Raw genomic sequence first — 19,373 nt, forward strand, 5'->3', positions numbered from 1 at the left:
CCGAACTCATCAATGCAAATGCTTCCACTGCCCCATCCACAACAAAGGAGAATCTCCATGAAACGAATCGCCAAACGGGCGGTCCTGGCCGCCTTGGCGTCAATCGCGGTGGCGGTCCCCCTTACCGTCGCCACCTCGACGCCCGCGTACGCGATCAATGAAGTCCCGTGCGCCGGCCGGGACGACCTCGTGCGCGCCACGATCCACCAGACCAACCACCGGTCAAGCGACTACTGTTACGCCAACGCCGGAGAGGATCGCTACGTCCTGAAGCAGTGGTGGGTCACCCGGATCTGGACTGGCAACAACCGCGTCCAGTGGTACGGGGACGGAAGGTGGCAGCCTGCTCAGCCGATCCCGAAGTACACCGTGTTCACCTGGCCCAACCACCCCGGCGGGGTCCAGATAGAAGGGATCAGGATCCTCTGAACCACCGGAGAAATCGGGGGCGGCGGTCCTGCCCGGCCGCCGTCCCCAGCCGGCAGGGCCACTTGCCCCAGCTCCCGGGAACCGATGAACCGCAGCACCGCCGGGTCACGTCCACGGACGTGGTGCATGAATCGACCTTCGCGTGATCCTGTTACCGCGCCGACCAGCTGGATGATCGAGGCCCGGTCAGGGCAGACGCCGACCAGAAGCGCGCGCATCGCCGTGTACAGGCACTGCGCCCTGAGTGTGGCGCACGAATCCCGCGGCGTCGCCGGCGGTCAGCCGCGCCGGTGCCGAGGCAGCAGCATGCTGACCACGGCGATGGCCAGGCCGAGCCCGGCCGCGATGAGGAAGACCAGGTCGTATCCGGCGGCGAGGGCGGCGACCGGGGAGCCTTCGCCGGCCTGCGACGCCGCTCTGGCGCTGGCGGCCGTCGCGAGCACCGCCAGGCCGATCGACCCGCCCACCTGGCCGGCGGCTTGGGCCAGGCCGCCGATGATCCCCGCATCGCTCTCGGGAGCGTCGGCGGTCGCCGCGGCCATGAGGGTGGGGAAGGTCAGCCCGATGCCGACCGCGATGAGCAGGGTAGGCCCGAGCACGCCGGTGACATAGCCGCTGTCAGCATGAGCCAGGGAGAGCCAGCCGAATCCGGCCAGGAAGCAGGCGCTGCCGGACAGCAACAGAGGACGCACGCCGGTGCGCGGCAGCAGGGCGGCGGCCCATCGCGCGATCATCATGAACATCACCGCTGCGGGTGTCTGCCCGAGCCCGGCTTGAAGCGCGCTGCAGCCGAGGACGTTCTGCAGGAAGAGCGAGGTGAAGTACCACATCGCGATGGTGATTCCGCCGAACATCAGCAGCATGCCGTTGCCGACCGCCACCCCCCGGATCTTGAACAGCCGCAGGGGCACCATCGGCTGGGCGGCGAAGCGCGCCTCCACCGCGGTGAAGACGACGAGCAGGAGCAGGCCCGCCACGACCGGCCCGAGGACCAGCCCCGACGACCAGCCGTGATCGGCACTCTGCATGACCCCGTAGATCAGCGCGGCCAGCCCCGCCGTCCCCGTGACCGCGCCCGTGAGGTCGAGCGACTCTCGCCCGCTCCTTCGCGTGCCGGCCAGCGACATCATGGCCGCGACGATCAGCACCGCGCCGATGGGCACGTTGATGAGGAAGACCCACCGCCACGACAGGCCAGTGGTGATGGCGCCGCCCGCGACCGCGCCGACCAGCCCGCCCACACCGCCCGCGGCGGACCATGCGCCGAACGCCTTGGCACGCGCGTTCGGATCGGTGAAGGAGGTGTTGATCACGGCCAGCGTCGCCGGGGCCATCATGGCGGCTCCGATGCCCTGCGCGAGGCGAGCCGCCACCAGGATCTCCGGAGCGGTTGCCAGGCCGCCGACCAGACTCGAGGCGGAGAACAGGAACATCCCGGCAGCATCCGGCGCGGGCCGTACAGATCGGCGGCGCGGCCACCCAGCAGCATCAAGCCGGCGAAGGCGAGCAGGTAGCCGTTCACCACCCAGGCCAGGCCGGTGGGTGTGAAGCCGAGGTCCTCGCGCACCGAGGGCAGGGCCACGTTCACGATGGACGAATCCAGGATCACCATGAACTGGCAGGCACACGCCAACGCCAGGACCAACCAGGCGGGCCCGGTGTGCGGCCCGGCCCGCCGCGTCGCGATGTCGGTTGTCATGACTTCCTCCCTGCCAACCAGCCGCTCACGCGGTCCGGGAGGCTGACACGGCCAGGGTTTCGCGGGCGTTCCCGTCGTCGTCGGCGGCATCGGTGACGGGCCCGCTTCCCAGCAGCCGGATCGTGATCCGGGCCAACCGCTGCCCCTGGTACCTGGCCGCTCGGAGCACCGCGGTGTCCGGGCCGTCTCCGGTCGGGCCGGTCACATGCGACGTGCCATAGGGGTTGCCACCAGCGGCGTACACGGCCGGATCGGTGAACCCGGGCGGCACGATCAGGGCGCCCCAGTGGTAGAAGACGTTGCCCAGCGACAAGATCGTGGCCTCGCTGCCGCCGTGCCGGTTGAACGCCGAGGTGAAGGCCGTGACCGGCTTGTCGGCCAATCCGCCTTCGTGCCACAACCCGCCGGCCTGGTCGATGAACTGCTTGAGCTGCGCGGCGGGAGCGCCGAACCGCGTCGGCGTCCCGAATGCGAACGCATCGGCCCACGCCAGGTCGTCGATCGAGGCCTCAGGGATCGACCCCGCGGCATCGGCGTGCTGCCGCCACAGCGGGTTCTGGTCAATCGCACTGTCGGGCGCCAGCTCGGCGACCCGCCGCAGCCGTACCTCGGCCCCGGCCGAGGCGGCACCCTCGGCGACGGCCTGCGCGAGCGCGTGCACTGTGCCTGTCGCGCTGTAGTAGATGACGGCGACCTTCACGGTCATGCCCGGCTCCTCGATGTCGAGTAAGATTGGTTATGCGCATAATAGTTATGTGCATAACTAACGTGTCAAGGAGAGCCCATGGACTTCGAGCACGCCGACGCCCTCAACCAGGCCATCCGCCTGTTGAGCCTGCGCCACCGGGCCAGGGCCGCATCGCTGCTGGCGCCGCTCGGCCTGCACCCCGGCCAAGAGGCGCTCCTGCTCGAGCTCGCCCGGAACGGCCCGATGATCCAGGCCCAGCTCAGCGAGGCGCTCGGTTGCGAGCCGCCCAGCGTCACGCTCATGACCCGCAAGCTCGAAGCCGGCGGCCACATCCGCCGCGCACCCGCCCCCTCCGACAAGCGCGCGAGCATCGTCGAACTCACCGACAGCGGCAGAGCTCTGGCCGAGCAGGTCAAGCAGCTTTGGTGCGCTCTGGCGGAGGAGACCGTCGAGGGCCTGCCCGCCGAAACGGTGGCCGAACTGCCCGGCATCCTCAAAACCTTGACCGACAACGTGGACACCAGACGCCCCCGCCACCCAGGCGGCGCTGGGACGGTCTAGTGCGCCCTCCCTGGGATGAATGGGCCTGAAAAGGGCTGGAGTGCGGTGGTCGTGGCCTCGTGGTCCGCCCGCCTGGCCGTGTTCCGTTGGATCACCCGTTACAACACGGTCCGGCGGTGCACTCCCGCCTCGGCCAGCTCAGCCCGATCGACCACGAGACGACGACAGATAGCCTGAAGGCTGCCGCCTGAAATCGGTGTTCACGTTCATGGGGAAGCCCCGCCGTCGTCGAGAATGCCGTCCGACTCGTCCGGCCGGCTGACATCCTCCACCAGGGCGCCCCGCGAGAAGCTCGACCTGCTCCGCGTCATCGGCAGGCAGAGCTTCCAGCGCAGCCGGTGACCTCCCTCAAGGGCTGAGCCGCCGGCGCAGCAGGCAGAACTCGTTGCCCTCCGGGTCAGCCAGCACGTGCCAGGACTCCTCGCCCGTCTGGCCCACGTCGGCGCGCCTGGCCCCGATGGACAGCAGCCGCTCCAGCTCGGCGTCCTGGTCGCGGTCGGTCGCGTTCACGTCGAAGTGCAGCGGCAGCCTCCCGGCCCTCGGCTCGTCGGACGAGTTGAAGACGAGCGTCGGCTGCAGCCCGCCGAACCCCTCCTTCTCGGGGCCGATCTCGACGGTGCCCTCGTCCCTGTCGAGCACGGCGAAGCCGAGCACCTCACACCAGAACGCGGCGAGACGCTCGGGGTCCCTGCTGTTGATCACCAATTCGCTGATGCGGCATGCCATGCCGCTTCCTGTGCCCGCCCCGCCCCGCGCCATGCGCGCGATGTCAGGGGCGCCCGTCCGGCTCCGACCTTCTCGTGACGGCGCCGGACGGCGGCTGCACGATGGGACGGGCAACTGGACGGGCAACTGGACGGGCAACGCCTCACCGGTCGACCAGGACATGCGGCGGCAGGTGGACGCGGCGGTCTGAGCCGTCGTCATCGGCCGGCACACGTTCGGCCTCGGCCCGCGCCCGTGGGGCGGCACGCGCTCCCGTGCCGCGGCGCCTCTCTTGCCCTCGGGCAGCGGACGATCGATACTGCCCACTACCGGGGGGAAAGCGCCATGCACCATCACCGTCCACCGAGCAGGGAGTGATCGTTGTGGCCCCTCTGCACCGCTACGTCCCCTCACGCCGCGACCTGCTGAAGTCCGGCATCTCGCTCGGCGCCGCCACGGGTGTCGCCGGCGCCGGCGCCGCCGACGCCTCGACCGCCTGGGAACCGCCGCGCGCCCAGGGCGAGCGCAGCATGGTGAACGTGCCGTTCGAGGGTTTCGAGAAGGTCCGGGTCGGGCTCATCGGCCTCGGCAACCGGGGTGGGAGCCAGGACGTGCGCTGGGGCGCCGTCTCCACGGTCACCGCCGTGTGCGACATCCGTCCGGAACGGGTCAGCCGCACCATCGCCCGCATCATGCAGCAGGGCTTCCAGGACGTCGAGCCGGTCGGTTACTCCGCGGGCGAGCAGGACTTCCTCAAGCTCGTCCAGCGCGACGACATCGACCTGATCTACATCGCCACCCCGTGGGAATGGCACTACCCGCAGGCCAGGGCGGCCATGGAGCACGGCAAGCACGTCGCGGTCGAGCTGCCGATCTCCCCGCACCTGGACGAGATCTGGAGCCTGGTGCGCACGTCCGAGCGGACCCGTAAGCACTGCATGCTCCTGGAGAACGTCAACTACTTCCGTCCCGAGCTGCAGATGTTCAACATGGTCCAGGCGGGGCTCTTCGGCGATCTGCAGCACGGCTCCGGCGGCTACATCCACGACCTGCGCTGGCCGTACCTGTTCGGCGGCGCCTACCACCCCGAGTACTGGCGGCGGCGCTGGCAGACCCGGATGAACGCCCTGCACTACCCGATGCACGGCCTGGGGCCCGTCTCGGCCGCCATGGGCATCAACCGCGGGGACCGCTTCGACGAGCTGGTCGCCGTGGCCTCCCTGCCCAAGGCGCTGGCCCTGTTCCGCGAGGAGGACCCGCGGGTGGCCCCGGACCATTCGTCCTGGCAGGACAGGCCGTACATCTCGGGCGACCGGCACACCTGCTTCGTCACCACCGTCCACGGCCGGTTCATCCGGGTCGAGCACGACGTGAACTCTCCCCACCCGTACACCAGGGAGACCACGCTCACCGGCACGCGGGGGTCGATCGAGCTCGACAACGCCCGGGTCTACCTCGAATCGCTCGGCCACAACGACCACACGTGGCGGACCGGCAGCGCCTACACCGCCATCCGCCAGCAGTACGACCACTGGTTATGGCCGCTGCTGGAAAGGCTGGCCGACCAGTACGGCGGGCACGGCGGCGGCGACTTCGTCTCCATCTTCCGCCTCGTCCAGTTGATGCGGCTCGGCATGACGCCCGACATCGACGTCTACGACTCGGCGGCGTGGTGCTCGGTGATCCCGCTCAGCCACGAGTCGCTGAGGTCCGGCCGCCTGCGCCCGGTCAAGGTGCCCGACTTCACCCGCGGCCACTGGAAGGAGGCCCGCCCCACCTTCGACCGCCCGCAACCGGAGGACCCGCAGCTCAGGGCCGGTGCAACCGCCGGCCGCCGCGCCACCGGGATCATCGAGCCGGGCAGCAGCGAAGCGAACGGGGACGCCGACCCCGCACCGGGTGCCCGCAGCGGCCAGGAAGGCGGCCGACCGGCCCCGGACGGCCAGTGACCGCCGGTGCGGGAACGGGCGCGGCGCTACCCTCACTCTCGTGGCGGCGGACCGCGTCACCTGAGGGCCGCCTCGAACCGCCCGGCCACCGTCCACCTGATGTACGTCAGCCCCGGCCACCGTGACGATGATCCAGACGAATCCGGCCGGGATGACCGCCAGCAGCGGCGGCACCCGCCGCCCGCGCAGCCTCGGCGGCCGGCGTGGGGAACGCCTCACCCCACCGCTGCGTCAGCCCCAGGGTGAACACGCCGCCGGACGCCCCGAACGTCGCCAGGTACGCTCTCTCCCGCAACTGCAATCCAGCAAGCTCGTACGGGTGGCCGCGGACGGCACCCACGAAACCCTGCTGGACGCCCAGGACGGCATGCAGGGGACCACAGCCGTCGCCGTCCGAGGACATCGGGCCTATGTGACCAACGGCGCCAACCTGGTCGGGAACGACTCGAACCTGCTGCTAGCGAAGCTCCAGCGACGCGCTCACCTGGTTCAGCCAGTTCCTCACCATGGCCGGCGTTGACGGCCTGGCCCAGGCCGATCGGCCGTCCCCGACAAGGCGGCCAGCACGGGGACAGCCAGGGGTTCCGGTAGCGATCGCCGGGTGTCCACTCACGTTGCGGTTCCTCTGCGGAAGCTTCTTCAGGCACTGTCCATGCAGGCAGTGCTGCCCGGTGTGTTCCCAGGTCAGAGATGGGCTCGTTGGATCCTCGTCGATCGTCCGGTCCGGCATCGATTCATCCGGGAATCGTGCACCGCTACACGGCCTGGCCTCCTGCCCACACCGTGGGGGTTCGGCCCGACCACGGGCTTGCCTGTTCGAGTTGCCCGGCGAGGCGGAAGAGGCGTCCTTCGTGCCCGTAACCGGCGGCGAACTGCATCCCGATGGGGAGGCCCGTCCCGGCGTCGGCCGTCATGGGCACGGACATGGCGGGCGTGCCCGCCACGTTGAACGCCGCGGTGAACGGCGAGAGGTCGAAGAGGCGGCGGAGCCAGCCGAGGCCGTCCAGTTCGTCCGCGGCCTCGGCATGGGTGCCCAAGGGCACGGGAAGCTCCGGCAGGGTCGGCGTGAGCAGCAGGTCGTGAGCGTCGAAGTACCGTGCCAGGCTCCGAGCGATCCGGTTCCGGATCGCGAGAGCGGTGACGAACTGGGCGCCGCTGACCCGCTGCCCGTAGTGGTAGCTGGCGAGGATGGGCGGCTCCAAGGTCGAGGAGTCGATGGGCCGGCCTGTGGCGGTGGCCAACTCGTCAATCGAGGCCGTCAGGTTCGCCGTCCACTGATGGGCGCTGGCCAGGACGAACTCTTCCCAGTCCGCCCCGAGGTCCACCTTGACCTCCTCCACCCGGTGGCCGAGGGATTCGAGCAGGTGCGCGGTGCGGGAGACAGCGCCGGCCACGGGTGCGGTGGTGCGGTGTCCGCCCCATGCCTGGGTGAGGACGCCGATCCGGAGCGAGCCGGGGTGGCGGGTGACTTCCTCGGCGTACGGCCGGGGCGGTTCCTGGGCGAAGTAGGGGTCGCCCGGTTCCGGGCCGCGGATCTGGTCGAGCAGTGCCGCGCTGTCGCGTACCGTACGGCTGACGCTGCCGTGCACGGCCAGGCCGTTGAAGATCTCGTCGGCGTAGGGGCCCGCGGAAACCCGGCCACGGGTGGGCTTCAGCCCGAAGAGGCCGTTGCAGGAGGCGGGAATGCGGATCGAGCCGGCGGCGTCGGTGGCGTGCGCGATCGGGACGACCCCGGCGGCGACGGCCGCGCCGGCACCGCCGCTGGATCCGCCCGCGCTGCGCTCCAGGTCCCAGGGGTTGCGGGTCGCGCCGTACAGCACGGGTTCCGTGGTGTTGCTGTAGGCCATCTCCGGTGTCGTGGTACGTCCGAACGTCACCAGGCCGGCACGGCGAAAGCGGCGCATCAGGAAGGAGTCGGCGCCGGAGACGTTGCCGGCCGCCAGACGGCTGCCCAGTTCCATGCGCCTCCCGGCCATGGAGACGCCGATGTCCTTGATCAGGAAGGGGACTCCGGCCAGCGGTGTGCTGCCGGGGGCGGGCTCGTCGTCGGCCTGCCAGGTCTCCACGATGGCGTTGATCTGCGGGTTGACCGCCTGCGCGGCCTCATGTGCGGCTGCTTGGAGTTCGGCGGGGCTCACCTCGCCCTTGGCCACCAGTTCGGCGAGCCCGATCGCGTCGAAGCTCGCGTACTCGGTCACTCTCACTGTCTCTCCCTAGAACGATACCGTTGAGTCTCTGACGATACCGAACGGTATCGCGTGGAACGGACTGGTACCGTAGCGGGCATGGCAGCGACCGTCAGAAGGCCGAGCAGGGTGGCGAAACTGCCGCCTCGCGAACGCATCCTCGACGCGGCGGAAGAGCTCTTCCAGAGCGAGGGGATCCGGCGGGTAGGCGTCCAGGCGATCGCCGAGCGGGCCGAGACCACCAAAATGGCGATCTACCGCCACTTCGCGACCAAGGACGCGCTGGTCGCGGAGTGGCTGCGGATCGTCGCCGCCGACTACCAGGCGGCCTTCGACCGGGCCGAAACCGAACATCCCGACCGGCCCCGGGAGCAGATCCTGGCCCTGGCCCGCTTCATCGCCGAGGGATTGCCGGCGATCTCGTACCGGGGCTGCCCGTTCATCAACTCCCTCGCCGAACTGCCCGATCGCTCCCATCCCGCACGGCAGGTGATCGAGGAGCACAAGGCGCTCCAGACCCGCAGGCTGGTCGGCATGTGCGCCGCGGCCGGGTTGCCCGACCCTGAGCAGGCCGCAGCCGAGATCACCTTCGTCCTCGAAGGCGCGCAGGTCAGCGCGCACAACGGAAGCATCGCTCAGCCGGGCGATCGGCTGATGAGGATCGTGGAGGCGATCGTGGATCAGGCGACCCGGTAGCCGGCTCCGCGTGCCGTCGCGATGATCGGCGGGTCGCCGGGCCTGCGCCGCAGCCGGCCCACCGTGACCGTGACGGGTTCCGGTACGTGGCCCGCATGTCGCCGGTGATACCCGAGGGCGGGCATTTCGCCTCCACCGTGGCCGCCGCCCCGGCTGCGCGGCCGCTCCCGCGTCGCCGCCTTCAGCGTGCACCAGCCCCCGGCCGACCTGGTGGCTGCTGACCAACCTGGCCAACCACGTGCAGCCGATCCTGCGCTACGACCTCGGCGACAGCGTCCTGCTCCGGCCCGATCCGTGCCCGTGCGGCCACCCCGGCCCGGCCGTCCGCGTCCAGGGCCGCACCGCCGACCTGCTCACCTTCCCCGGCCCCGGCCCGGCGGGGGAACAGACGCCGGTCACCCTCCCCCCGCTGCCGCTGGCCACCCTGCTGGAAGCGGTGCCCGGCCCGGAGCTGTTCCAGATCGTCCAGACCGCGCCGGCCACGCTCCGCATCCGGCTGCACCCGCCCCCGGTGCCGACCCCGAGACCCTCTGGCGTCAGATCGAGACCCGCATGCGCGACCGGCTGGCCCGCCACAGCCTCGGTCATGTGCGCCTCGAACGGGCCGCCGAGCCGGTCCAGCACAGCGCGGGCGGCAAGGTACGCGCCGTCATCCCGCTCTCGGCCACCGGCATGAACCCGGCCGGCTCCGGACATCCCCAACCGTCGCGGAGATCCCCGCGGCGCTCGCTCTGCTGCTGTTGCCCGTCGCTGGAGCAGGGGCCGCGTGATCCTGATCGGCATGGGGCTCGTGATCGTGTACTTCACGCTGGTGGCGATGTTCACCGGGATCGTGGCGCTGGTGCTCGTCCACATCGCCCGAGGAGTCGCCACGGCGTCGCGGGCGCGCTGGGCATCAGCCACATGCAGGATCTGCTGCCGGCCGCCCCGGGCCGGGCTGGAGCTGGCCCGGTCCGGGACGGGATGCCGACCCTGGAACCGCCTGGACGGCGGCGAACCCGCATCCGGACGGTCGTTCAGCGGTCCCCGGACCGAGGGCCGAGCCATCCGGTTGGAGCGTCTGGATCGAAGTCGGGGCGCACCACAGTCTCGATCAAAGCCGGGGCGGTTCGGCCCTGGCGGCACCCTGAGGCCGATGCCGGCATGAGATGGGAGAATCACCAGATGCCGATCGATGCCCATCTGCTTGCTGTATTCACAGTGACCACTATCGTCGCTTTGATCACTCCAGGACCCGACATGCTGTTCGTGCTCGGATGCGGTGTGCGTGGCGGCGCCCGAGCCGGGCTGCTGGCCACAGTCGGGATCATCACAGGGGACGCGTTGTACGTCGTCGCGGCCGCTGCGGGGCTCGCCGTGCTACTGACGGCGTTCCCCGTCGTCTTCACGGTGCTACGGTTCGCCGGCGCCGCGTATCTGATCTACCTTGGCATCCAGATGATCCGCAATCGGAAGAAGGGTCAAACCGATGATCCAGCCCTTGGGGGGATGTCGGGTCGCCGGGCCTTTCTCAACGGCGTGGTCTCCTCCATGGCCAACCCGCAGACATTCACGTTCATGATCGCCTTTCTTCCGCAGTTCATCAACCCTGCCGCAGGACCCGTCTGGCTGCAGTTCGCCATCCTCGGCGCGATCCTGATAGCCCTGGAGTTCATGGCCGACGCAACGGTCGGCGTGCTGGCCGGAAGGATCGGCGGCTGGCTGCGCCGCCGTCAGGCGGTGCGTCGCCGGATCGATGCCGCGACCGGAAGCGTCTTCATCGGACTGGGCATCACTCTCGCGGTTGAACGCTGACAAGGTGAGACTGCCAATGCCGTTGCCTTGAGAGACACGGCGTAGTTCAGCGGATACGAGGGGCGCGGCTGTTGCCTGCTCGGCTCATGACCTCCTTCGTACTCGGCCGGGCGCTGTTCTGCCCAGAAATGCGAGAACTGTCCCTGCAGGGCGCGAGTTGGCCCGCCAGGGATGTGACGTCCGCTGCATGGTGGCGTGGTCGTCGTTCCTTGGCACTGAACGGCATGACCATGGAAGCCGCCGATACCCTCAGCCAATCGCGGATCTTCGAACAGCTGCAGCCGCTGGGCTGTGCGGCCGAAGTGCAGCTGCTCCAACGTCAGGAAGATTTCGATGTCGCGAAGCTCCACCTGCGCGCTCCCTTTCAACTGATTAGCGGGAGGTTATGGCACGTTACTGGACTTGAGATTGTTCCTGGGGCTCCAGAACGCCAGGCTTATGGACATCCGGAACGCCGGGATAAGCGCGGATCCATCTGCCTGCGACAAGCGGTGGGCCGCAGAAACGATCACGAAGGAGACACAGTCGATGAGCGACATGAATGAACTGGTCGAGCGCTATCTGGCGGCGTGGAACGAGACCCGCCCGCAGGCGCGACAGGCCCTTGTCGCGCAGGTGTTCGCTGAGGACGTCACGTACACCGACCCCGTGGTGGCGGTTCAGGGCCGCGATGGCCTGGACGCCACCATCGCGGCGGTGCAGGGGCAGTTCGAAGGGCTGAAGTTCAGCCTGGGCGGCCCCGTCGACGCGCACCACGACATCGCCCGCTTCACCTGGCATCTCGGTGCCGCGGGCGCCGATCCGATCGTCATCGGCTTCGACGTCGCCGTGATCGGCGGCGACGGCCGCATCAGCCAGGTGCTCGGGTTTCTCGACCGGGTGCCGGCCGGCGCCTGAGCCCGCGCGGACGGGCCCTGTCAAGGGCCCTCCCCTGGGCCGCCGAGACGCCATCGGCGCCAGGTCCGGGCTTCCGCACGAGGATCAGCGGCGCCCGGTGCACACGTATCTGAAGGAGGAATGATGACCGCTTACATGCTCGCACATCTTCGCAAGTCCGCCGAGGTCCACCCCGAGGTGCTGGAGTACCTGGAGAGGGTCCAGTCGGCGTTGGACCCCTTCTCGGGCCGGTTCCTCGTGCACGGAGGCGCGATGGAGGTCCGGGAGGGACAGTGGCCCGGAGACGTCGTGCTGGTGGAGTTCCCATCGATGAAACACGCTCGCGACTTCTACGACTCGGCCGCCTACCAGGAGATCAAACCGCTCCGTACCGCCCATCTGGATGGCGACCTGGTCATCGTGGACGGTGTCGACCCCGACCACGACTCGGCCGAGATGGCTGACGCGCTGCGCTCCGCCTGACGGAGACACTGACACACTTCGACACCCTGCACGGCAGGAACGCGCCGCGCTGAACGGGCGACCTGCCATGACCATCACCCGCCGAGGCCCGCCCCTGTCGACGTTCCCGACGAGGCGCCGTCCGACGCGCCCAGCCGACGAACGGGAACAGCAGTCGGCTTCACCTTCGCGTCCGCCCGGCCGGTGGGCTCTCTCACCATGACCTCGCCCGCTTCGCCCAGGGGCCGGCGGGCTTCGACGTGGCCTTGATCACCCGCCGACGAGCGTATCGGCCGCATGCACGACTCTTCCCGACACGATCCCGACCGGCGCCTGTGCTCAGGCGCCCGAGGAGAAGAACGACCATGACCAAGAAGCGGTTTCTGGCCGCCGCCCTCCTAAGCGCCCTGACTCTCACCACGTTCGCCGACCCCTCGTGGGCCCAGCAGGCGGACGGCCCGGTGATCGAGGGCACGATCTCCCCTCAGGCACAGACCTTCATCAACCGGCAGACCCGGTTCGGCTCCATGCCCACCGGCGAGGGCACCGAGCGGGTCGGGGCCTACACCGTGATGTTCGCCGAGGATGCGACTCTCTGGGAAGCCGCCAGCCCCCTCATCCGCGGCAAGGAGAACATCAGGAACTCCATCACGGCGACCCTCGGGCTGGTGCCGCAGATCGGTTTCACCCCGCAGCGCATCGCCGCCGGCGGCGACACCGTGATGTACGGAGCCCACAACACGGCCGTCATCGGCGGCAAGGCGATCGACTACCCCGCCATCTACCGGGTGGTCCTCGACGGATCCGGCGACGTGGTGCAGGGACGGCGCTATTACGACCGCTACTCGTGGTTCGCGCCCATCGCGACCGGGGAGTTGAAGCTGGACAACCTGTTCGGCGGGATCACCGACCGCACAGCCGACGCCGTGCCCCCGGCCGAGGCGCCGGCGGCACGGCTGCGCAAGGGCCTGCTCGGCCGGGCCGCCGCCTGGAACGCCAGGAACGCCCGCGCTCTGGTCGCCGCCACGGGCGGGGCGCCCCTGACCGGCCCGGGACTGGACGGCCGCAAGCTGTACACGACGGCCGCCAAGCTGGCCTACCTCGACAGGCTGCTCAGCAGGTTCGACGACGACGAGCAGGGCCGCAACCCCACGAACCTGCGCCCCGGACAGGCGATCCACACCCGCGAGGCCACCTACCAGGAGTGGTACGGCACCGTGCGCAGCCAGGGCAGAGAGATCACCTACGGCGTCATCGAACGCTTCGGCCACCGCAACGGCAAGGTCGCCGACTGGAGCCTGACGTTCGACACCCTGCCCCTCATCGCCGACGCCGGCAAGATCACCAACCTGTACGGCCTGCTGCGCTCCGCCTCCTGAGCCGGCATCACCGTACCGACAGCTAAGGAAGACCATGGCACTGGACGGACTCCGCCCCGACGAGCGGATCGCGCCCGCGCGAGATCTGCGCGCCCACCTCGAGCACTGGTCCCACATGACCGGAATCGCCGTGGAGGTGTGGGCACTCCCCCGCGAGCCCCTGACCGCCCCGTTCGCGGAGCTCGTCCAGGCCACGGTCCTCGACATCCTGAACGGCTTCGAGGCCGACGGCACGGTGCGGCACGTGGGCTTCGCGCTCACCGCGGGCGCCCGCGGCCTGCGCCTGACCGTCAGCGGCGACGGCATCGGGCTGCCGCCCGGGCAGCTCGTCGAGCGCCTGCGCGCCGACCGGGCCCGGTTCGCAGAACTGGGTGGCCGGCTGTCGGTGAACGCAGTCCTCGGCGGCGGGATCACCATCAGCGCGGCACTACCCGACGTCGGGTGATCGCGCAGGTGACTCTGATCAGGCTGCCGTGATGAGCGCATCGCCCCGCGCTGACAACCTGCCGGTATGGCCGGACGGCCAAGGACTGGTGGCGCAAGGCCGAGGCCGCGATCAATGCCTACGAGCACTACCGCGTCGAGGTCGACGGCGTCCCGGTCCACTTCATGTGCTGACCCGGGACCGGCCCTGCCCCGACGCCGCTGATCCTCACGCACGGCTGGCCCTGGACGTTCTGGCACTGGTCCAAGGTCGTCGACCCGTTGGCCGACCCGGGCGCCCACGGCGGCGACCCGGCGGAGGCGTTCGACGTGATCGTCCCTTCCTTTCCAGGGTTCGGCTTCTCCAGCCCGTTGCCCGACCACGTCACAAGTACGCCGACAAGCTCCACGCCATCCACATCGGCTCCGGCCAGAAGCTCACCTTCTTCAACGGCGAGCGGGCCTGGGACCTCACCGGCGGCCGGCCCATCCCCGACGGCCTGCCCGCGGAGGTTCACGCCGCAATCGTCGCGATGGAGAGGCGTTTCGCCGTCCATCTGGCCGCGCACATGCTCGCCCCGAGCACCCTCGCCTACGGCCTGACCGACTCACCCGCCGGGATGCTCGCCTGGATCCTGGAACGCTGGGTCAACTGGAGCGACAACGGCGGCGACATCGAGACCGTCTTCAGCAAGGACGACCTGCTCACCCACGCCATGATCTTCTGGGTCACCAACTCGATCGGCACCTCGATCCGTACCTACGCCAACAACAACCGCTACCCCTGGACCCCGGCCCACCACCGGCAGCCTTGAGATCCGCTTGCGACAACAACGCTGAAGGACGACGGAGGTTGTCGATGAGTGCGGTGTCCTTGACGGGCGACCCCGCGGAGGTGGGATTCGATCCCAGACGGCTGGCCAGGATCGATGGCTACTTCGCCGCCGGCGTGGAGGACGGCCGATGGCCCGGCCGGCTGATCCTGATCAGCCGGAGAGGACAGGTCGTACACCTGTCGACGTGCGGCAATCGCGACATCGCGGCCGACCTTCCCGTCACACCGGACACGCTGTTCCGGATCTACTCCATGTCGAAGCCGATCACGTCGGTGGTGTTGATGACGCTGCACGAAGAGGGGCGGCTGCTGCTCACCGACCCGGTGGCCATGTACCTTCCGGACTTCGCCGACATGCGCATCTACCAGGGCGGGCCCGCGGTCTCACCCCTCACCCGGCCGGCGGCCGAGCCGATCCGCATCTGGCACCTGCTCACCCACACAGCGGGCCTGACCCGTGAGTTCTACCACCAGAGCGTCGTGGATGAGATGTACCGCGCGGCAGGCTTCGACGGGCCCTACCCGACAGGGCTGGACCTGGCGGGCTGCGTCGAGCGGTGGGTCAGGTTGCCGCTGCTGTTCGAGCCGGGATCGCAGTGGAACTACTCGGTCGCCACGGACGTGCTCGGCAGGCTCATCGAGGTGATCTCCGGCTTGCCGCTCGACCGGTTCCTGGCCGAGCCGCGCTGCTGTCAGGCGGCCACGGGGTGATCTCGACCGCGGGTGACTACCACCGGTTCACCCAGATGCTGCTGCGTGGCGGCGGGTTCGAGGGGCCCGGGTTCTCGGCTCACGCACGATCGCCTACATGACGCGCAACCACCTGCCCGGTGGTGCCGATCTGGAGGAGTTCGGCAGGCCGATCTTCTCCGAGATTTCCAACAGCGGCGTCGGCTTCGGGCTCGGCTTCGCCGTCGTGCAGGACGCCGTCAGGCAGAAGAGCCTGGCCTCGGACGGCGAATACAACTGGGGCGGGGCGGCGAGCACCATGTTCTGGGTGGACCCTGCGGAGGAGCTGACTGTGATCTTCCTTTCGCAGATTATCCCGTCGAGCGTCCGGCCTGTCCTCGGCCAGCTCCGTCAGCTGGTCTATCAGGCCCTGGTCGACTAGCTGAACGGCGCACCCCGGGTCCGCGTGCATGTCGCCCTGCCGTATCTATCTTCACGATGCGACCACATTGGATTGTATGATGAAACAGTAAATCAATGTGATCTCATTGTTTTGAGTTCGGGGTGTGCGAGAGTGAGAGCCGTCCTGGCGCTCGTGTGCGCGGCGCAGTTCATGGTCGTGCTCGACGTGTCGGTCGTGAACGTGGCGCTGCCGTCGATCCAGGACGCGCTCGCTTTCGACGCGCGGCATCTGATGTGGGTGGGCAACGCCTACGCCCTGGTCTTCGGCGGTTTTCTGCTGCTCGGAGGGCGTCTGGCCGACCTGTACGGGCACCGCCGCGTCCTCACCGCCGGCCTCGGCCTGTTCACCGCCGCCAGCCTGGCCGGCGGTCTGGCCGGCACCGCGGGGATGCTGATCGGCGCCCGTGCCGCTCAGGGTCTCGGCGCCGCCGTCCTCGCCCCGGTCACGCTCACCATTGTGACCACCGCCTTTCCCGAGGGGACGCGCCGCACCCGGGCCATCGCCACCTGGACGGCCGTGAGCCTGGCGGGCGGGACCGCGGGCAACATCGTCGGCGGGGTGCTGACGGAGTACCTGTCCTGGCGCTGGATCATGCTGGTCAACGTGCCGATCGGGCTGGCCTGCCTGGCCGCCGCCCGCCTGCTGCCGCCCGGCCCGGTACGGCGGGCCGCGCCACGCCTGGACCTGCTGGGCGGGGCGCTGGCCACGGGCGGGCTGGCCGCGCTGGCCTACGGCCTCGACGGCGTGCCCGCCTTCTTCCTCGCCGGGACGGTCATGGTGGGATTGTTCGTGGTGGTAGAGGCGCGCCTGGCCCGCGCGCCGCTGGTCCCGCCCGACCTCGTGCGGCCGCGGGCGGTGTGGCTGGGCAACCTGGCGATGCTGCTTGCCGGCGCCTGCCTCAATCCCATGTGGTACTTCCTCACCCTGTCCATGCAGCGCGTGCTGGGCTACGGACCGCTGCAGACCGGGCTGGCCTTCCTCCCCCACACGCTGCTCACCATGCTGGTCGGGCTGCGCCTGACACCATGGCTGATGCGCCGGGCAGACGATCGCCTCCTCATCACCGCCGGAGCTCTGATCGGTGCCGCCGGATTCCTGTGGCAGAGCCGCATCGCCCCGGGCGACTCCTACCTGGCGGCGATCCTCGGCCCGGCCGTGCTGATCTCGCTCGGCGGCGGCCTGCTCAACACGCCGCTGACCGTCACCGTCACGGCGGGTGTCGCGGCGGCGGACGCCGGCGCCGCCTCCGGGCTGATGAACACCGCCAAGCAGCTCGGCGGCGCGCTCGGCCTGGCCGTCCTGGTCGCGCTCACCTCCGGCCGGGCCGACGAGCCCGCCGGCCCGGCGCACGCTCAGGCGCTGGCGGGCGGCTACGGCACGGCGTTCGCGATCATCGCGGCGGTGCTGGCCGTCGTCGGCGTCGTCGCGTTCGCCTTACCACCACGCCGGGACGGGGTCACCCGCCCCCGACGGGACGCCGACGACTGAGTGCGCCTCGTGGCGCCGAGTGACGACCGCGCGAGGACGCGTCGGGGCTGGGGACGGCTCAGCCTGACTGGCCGGCGGCCGCCACCGCGTCGTCAGCGCCTGGGGCGGCCGGCGTCCCGGCGGCAAGCGGCGTGCGGTAGGTACGGAGGGGGGCATTGGCCGCGGACACGACGGCGATCGCCAGGACGGCGGACAGCCCGCCGAAGACCAGGGAGAAGGAGGCCGAGGTGGCCGACGCCAACAGGCCACCACGGAAGTTGCCGAGCTCGGGGCCGGCGACGCCGATGACGTGCTCCACCGAGGAGACCCGCCCCCGGTAGGCGTCCGGGGTCTCCCATTGGACCAGGGCACTGCGGGTGACGACGGAAACGGTGTCGGCGGCGCCCGCCACGGCCAGGCAGCCTAGCGCGAGCCACAACGGCCCCGCGAAGCCGAAACAGGCCAGCGCCAGACCCCAGACACCGGCTGCGGACAGCTGGACCAGGCCGGCGCGGCGCCATCGGATCACCGTGCCGGAGAGCAGACCGGCCGTGATCCCCCCGACCGCGACGGCCGACAGGAACAGGCCGAGGGTCTGCGGATCTCCCCCGAAGCGGACCTCGTTGACCAGCGGGAAGAGCGCAATGGGCATGGCGAGCAGCGTTGCGGACAGGTCGGTGGCCATCGAGCCCCACAACGTCGGACGGCGTAGAACGATCCGCCAACCCCCACGCTTCGGCCGACGCCTGCCGCTCGCCGCGTCGCCGCCTTCGGGCCGCATGACAGGTAGACGGGCCGCCGCGAGCATCGACACTGCCAGAGCCACAGCCTGGGCCGCGTAGGCGGCAGGGAAATCCCAGCGGGCGATGACCAGCCCGGCCAGCGCGGGACCGGCCAGCACCGCCGCCTGAAACGACACGTTGGTCAGCGCGAGACCGGCCGCGACCTGGTCGCTCGGCAACAGTCGGACCGGAAAGGCGCGCCGGGCAGGAACTCCGAGAGCGCTGCAGCTCGTCCCCAGGGCGACCAAGGCGAGCAGCAACAGCACGTTCCGGTTGTCCGCCAGAGCCTGGACGCACAGCCCCGCAGCGGCCAGCAAGTGCCCCGCGGTGGTGGCCCGCACCACCGCACGGCGGTCGACGGTATCGGCCAGCGTGCCGCCGAGCAGCCCGAACAGCACCGTCGGCAGGCCGGTGGCGAGCCCGATGGCGCCGGTGCCCACGGGGCTGCCGGTCAGGTCCCAGACCTGGGCCAGCACCGCCACGTTGGCCATCTGTCCGCCGAGTTGAGAGACCGAGGTGCCGATCCACAGGTCGCGAAACGACTGGCTGCAACGCAGCGGGCGGGTGTCGAGAAGCCGGACACGAACACGCCTCATCGCGGTGGCTCGGCAAGATGATGGAGGATCCGCTGCCGCATCGACCGGCCTTCCAGCGCCCACCGCACGTCCTCGACAACGGCGGTCATCGCGTACGGCAGCTCGCTGTCCAGCTCGGCGACCGTCTCATGGGTAGCGCGCCACTCCGCCTCCAGGAACGGCACCAGCAACCGGCCGCGCTCGGTCAGGCTGATCCGCCGGGTGCGGGCGTCACATCCCGGCTCCGAGATGACCAGATCCTCCTTGCGCATGGCGGCGATGGTCTGGCTGATCGCAGAGTGCGAGCGGTTCAGGGACCTCGCAAGCTCGCGGATGGTGAGCGGTCCGGTGTGAGCGAGCCGGATCAGCGGATAGGCGAACCGAGGCCGCACCCCCTTGAGGCCACGCTCGACGTAGACCTGCTCGATCTCGGCGTCCATGCTCGCCAGAAGCTCGTGCAAGGAGCGCCAGGGGTCGGGTAGCCCAGTAGGGTCCGAAGATGTCACAGCGCTAATATAACAGCGCTACGATATTTGGAGGCTGCGTCAGGGTCGATGACCCTGATCTCTTTCCCATCATGAGAGGAGCCCTCTTGTATCCCCCGATCGAACCGTACGAGCACGGCATGCTCGACGTCGGTGACGGCAACCTCGTCTACTGGGAGGTCTGCGGCAATCCGGACGGCAAGCCCGCCGTGGTCGTGCACGGCGGACCGGGGTCGGGCTGCTCGACCGG

General features: G+C 69.8%; 25 protein-coding genes and 2 pseudogenes. 20 read left to right on the forward strand and 7 right to left on the reverse strand.

Going from position 1 to position 19,373, the window contains the following annotated elements; translation table 11 throughout:
• The first annotated feature begins 57 nt into the window (after positions 1 to 57).
• The gene (locus AB0I79_RS56790) at positions 58 to 429 is read left to right on the forward strand and encodes a beta/gamma crystallin domain-containing protein (RefSeq protein ID WP_357893246.1); all 372 of its coding nucleotides are present in this window, start codon (positions 58 to 60) and stop codon (positions 427 to 429) included.
• A gap of 278 nt (positions 430 to 707) precedes the next feature.
• Here the strand turns inward: AB0I79_RS56790 and AB0I79_RS56795 are convergent.
• Together AB0I79_RS56795 and wrbA are read right to left on the reverse strand one after the other, a co-directional pair.
• A pseudogene (locus tag AB0I79_RS56795) lies at positions 708 to 2,218 on the reverse strand (MFS transporter).
• Positions 2,154 to 2,834, reverse strand: coding sequence for an NAD(P)H:quinone oxidoreductase (gene wrbA, locus AB0I79_RS56800; RefSeq protein WP_357893248.1), 681 nt, complete (start codon positions 2,832 to 2,834; stop codon positions 2,154 to 2,156). Before wrbA ends, AB0I79_RS56795 begins: the two are co-directional and overlap by 65 nt.
• A gap of 78 nt (positions 2,835 to 2,912) precedes the next feature.
• Between wrbA and AB0I79_RS56805 the strand changes: the two genes are divergently transcribed.
• Positions 2,913 to 3,377 (forward strand): MarR family winged helix-turn-helix transcriptional regulator, encoded by a 465-nt coding sequence (locus tag AB0I79_RS56805; RefSeq protein WP_357893250.1) that lies wholly within the window; start codon positions 2,913 to 2,915, stop codon positions 3,375 to 3,377.
• Positions 3,378 to 3,725: 348 nt separating this feature from the next.
• Here AB0I79_RS56805 and AB0I79_RS56810 read toward each other — a convergent pair whose 3' ends face one another.
• Positions 3,726 to 4,103, reverse strand: a complete 378-nt coding sequence (locus tag AB0I79_RS56810) for a VOC family protein (RefSeq protein ID WP_357893252.1) — start codon at positions 4,101 to 4,103, stop codon at positions 3,726 to 3,728.
• Here AB0I79_RS56810 and AB0I79_RS56815 point away from each other — a divergent pair.
• From AB0I79_RS56815 to AB0I79_RS56825, 3 genes are all read left to right on the forward strand, one after another.
• Positions 4,102 to 4,293, forward strand: a complete 192-nt coding sequence (locus tag AB0I79_RS56815) for a hypothetical protein (protein WP_357893254.1) — start codon at positions 4,102 to 4,104, stop codon at positions 4,291 to 4,293. The two genes, AB0I79_RS56810 and AB0I79_RS56815, sit on opposite strands and share 2 nt — an antisense overlap.
• A gap of 172 nt (positions 4,294 to 4,465) precedes the next feature.
• On the forward strand, positions 4,466 to 6,031 hold the full coding sequence (locus AB0I79_RS56820) for a Gfo/Idh/MocA family oxidoreductase (RefSeq protein ID WP_357893256.1): 1,566 nt from the start codon (positions 4,466 to 4,468) through the stop codon (positions 6,029 to 6,031).
• 121 nt (positions 6,032 to 6,152) lie between these two features.
• Positions 6,153 to 6,551 carry a hypothetical protein gene (locus AB0I79_RS56825; RefSeq protein ID WP_357893258.1) on the forward strand — a complete coding sequence of 133 codons (399 nt, stop codon included), beginning with the start codon at positions 6,153 to 6,155 and terminating at the stop codon, positions 6,549 to 6,551.
• A 235-nt stretch (positions 6,552 to 6,786) separates the two neighbouring features.
• Here the strand turns inward: AB0I79_RS56825 and AB0I79_RS56830 are convergent, their stop codons facing one another.
• Complete coding sequence (locus AB0I79_RS56830) at positions 6,787 to 8,235, reverse strand: amidase (protein WP_357893260.1); 1,449 nt, start codon at positions 8,233 to 8,235, stop codon at positions 6,787 to 6,789.
• An 81-nt stretch (positions 8,236 to 8,316) separates the two neighbouring features.
• On the opposite strand from AB0I79_RS56830, the gene AB0I79_RS56835 reads away from it, so the two are divergent.
• Positions 8,317 to 8,913 (forward strand): helix-turn-helix domain-containing protein, encoded by a 597-nt coding sequence (locus tag AB0I79_RS56835; protein WP_357893262.1) that lies wholly within the window; start codon positions 8,317 to 8,319, stop codon positions 8,911 to 8,913.
• On the opposite strand, the gene AB0I79_RS56840 is transcribed toward AB0I79_RS56835, so the two are convergent.
• Entirely contained in the window at positions 8,898 to 9,038 is a 141-nt protein-coding gene (locus AB0I79_RS56840; protein WP_357893264.1) for a helix-turn-helix domain-containing protein, read from the reverse strand. The two genes, AB0I79_RS56835 and AB0I79_RS56840, sit on opposite strands and share 16 nt — an antisense overlap.
• A gap of 113 nt (positions 9,039 to 9,151) precedes the next feature.
• On the opposite strand from AB0I79_RS56840, the gene AB0I79_RS56845 reads away from it, so the two are divergent.
• The 13 genes from AB0I79_RS56845 to AB0I79_RS56905 all read left to right on the forward strand — a co-directional run bounded on the left by AB0I79_RS56845 (position 9,152) and on the right by AB0I79_RS56905 (position 17,302).
• Positions 9,152 to 9,589, forward strand: a complete 438-nt coding sequence (locus AB0I79_RS56845) for a hypothetical protein (RefSeq protein WP_357893266.1) — start codon at positions 9,152 to 9,154, stop codon at positions 9,587 to 9,589.
• A gap of 488 nt (positions 9,590 to 10,077) precedes the next feature.
• Positions 10,078 to 10,707, forward strand: coding sequence for a LysE family translocator (locus tag AB0I79_RS56850; protein WP_357893268.1), 630 nt, complete (start codon positions 10,078 to 10,080; stop codon positions 10,705 to 10,707).
• 86 nt (positions 10,708 to 10,793) lie between these two features.
• A complete protein-coding gene (locus AB0I79_RS56855) occupies positions 10,794 to 11,252 on the forward strand; it encodes a hypothetical protein (RefSeq protein ID WP_357893270.1) in 459 nt (152 codons plus the stop codon).
• Positions 11,236 to 11,604 carry a nuclear transport factor 2 family protein gene (locus AB0I79_RS56860; protein ID WP_357893272.1) on the forward strand — a complete coding sequence of 123 codons (369 nt, stop codon included), beginning with the start codon at positions 11,236 to 11,238 and terminating at the stop codon, positions 11,602 to 11,604. Before AB0I79_RS56855 ends, AB0I79_RS56860 begins: the two co-directional genes overlap by 17 nt.
• 135 nt (positions 11,605 to 11,739) lie before the next feature.
• On the forward strand, positions 11,740 to 12,066 hold the full coding sequence (locus AB0I79_RS56865; protein ID WP_357893274.1) for a DUF1330 domain-containing protein: 327 nt from the start codon (positions 11,740 to 11,742) through the stop codon (positions 12,064 to 12,066).
• 344 nt (positions 12,067 to 12,410) lie between these two features.
• Positions 12,411 to 13,424 carry a nuclear transport factor 2 family protein gene (locus AB0I79_RS56870; RefSeq protein WP_357893276.1) on the forward strand — a complete coding sequence of 338 codons (1,014 nt, stop codon included), beginning with the start codon at positions 12,411 to 12,413 and terminating at the stop codon, positions 13,422 to 13,424.
• Between the two features lie 34 nt (positions 13,425 to 13,458).
• Positions 13,459 to 13,869, forward strand: coding sequence for a hypothetical protein (locus tag AB0I79_RS56875; RefSeq protein WP_357893278.1), 411 nt, complete (start codon positions 13,459 to 13,461; stop codon positions 13,867 to 13,869).
• Between the two features lie 110 nt (positions 13,870 to 13,979).
• Positions 13,980 to 14,042 carry a hypothetical protein gene (locus AB0I79_RS56880; RefSeq protein WP_357893292.1) on the forward strand — a complete coding sequence of 21 codons (63 nt, stop codon included), beginning with the start codon at positions 13,980 to 13,982 and terminating at the stop codon, positions 14,040 to 14,042.
• A gap of 30 nt (positions 14,043 to 14,072) precedes the next feature.
• Positions 14,073 to 14,450, forward strand: a complete 378-nt coding sequence (locus AB0I79_RS56885; protein ID WP_357893294.1) for a hypothetical protein — start codon at positions 14,073 to 14,075, stop codon at positions 14,448 to 14,450.
• Positions 14,381 to 14,662, forward strand: coding sequence for a hypothetical protein (locus AB0I79_RS56890; RefSeq protein ID WP_357893280.1), 282 nt, complete (start codon positions 14,381 to 14,383; stop codon positions 14,660 to 14,662). The genes AB0I79_RS56885 and AB0I79_RS56890 overlap by 70 nt, the downstream gene beginning before the upstream one ends.
• Positions 14,663 to 14,706: 44 nt before the next feature.
• Positions 14,707 to 15,393, forward strand: a complete 687-nt coding sequence (locus AB0I79_RS56895; protein ID WP_357893282.1) for a serine hydrolase domain-containing protein — start codon at positions 14,707 to 14,709, stop codon at positions 15,391 to 15,393.
• Positions 15,394 to 15,490: 97 nt separating this feature from the next.
• Entirely contained in the window at positions 15,491 to 15,793 is a 303-nt protein-coding gene (locus AB0I79_RS56900) for a hypothetical protein (RefSeq protein ID WP_357893284.1), read from the forward strand.
• A gap of 132 nt (positions 15,794 to 15,925) precedes the next feature.
• A complete protein-coding gene (locus AB0I79_RS56905; protein WP_357893286.1) occupies positions 15,926 to 17,302 on the forward strand; it encodes an MFS transporter in 1,377 nt (458 codons plus the stop codon).
• A gap of 58 nt (positions 17,303 to 17,360) precedes the next feature.
• On the opposite strand, the gene AB0I79_RS56910 is transcribed toward AB0I79_RS56905, so the two are convergent.
• Both AB0I79_RS56910 and AB0I79_RS56915 read right to left on the reverse strand, forming a co-directional pair.
• Positions 17,361 to 18,659: an MFS transporter gene (locus AB0I79_RS56910; protein WP_357893288.1), complete on the reverse strand. Its 1,299-nt coding sequence runs from the start codon at positions 18,657 to 18,659 to the stop codon at positions 17,361 to 17,363.
• On the reverse strand, positions 18,656 to 19,099 hold the full coding sequence (locus AB0I79_RS56915) for a MarR family transcriptional regulator (protein ID WP_357893290.1): 444 nt from the start codon (positions 19,097 to 19,099) through the stop codon (positions 18,656 to 18,658). The genes AB0I79_RS56910 and AB0I79_RS56915 overlap by 4 nt, the downstream gene beginning before the upstream one ends.
• A 116-nt stretch (positions 19,100 to 19,215) precedes the next feature.
• Here AB0I79_RS56915 and AB0I79_RS56920 point away from each other — a divergent pair.
• Positions 19,216 to 19,373, forward strand: a pseudogene (locus AB0I79_RS56920) (prolyl aminopeptidase); the annotation flags it as partial.

It is taken from the genome of Nonomuraea sp. NPDC050202 (assembly GCF_040656115.1).
GTDB lineage: Bacteria > Actinomycetota > Actinomycetes > Streptosporangiales > Streptosporangiaceae > Nonomuraea.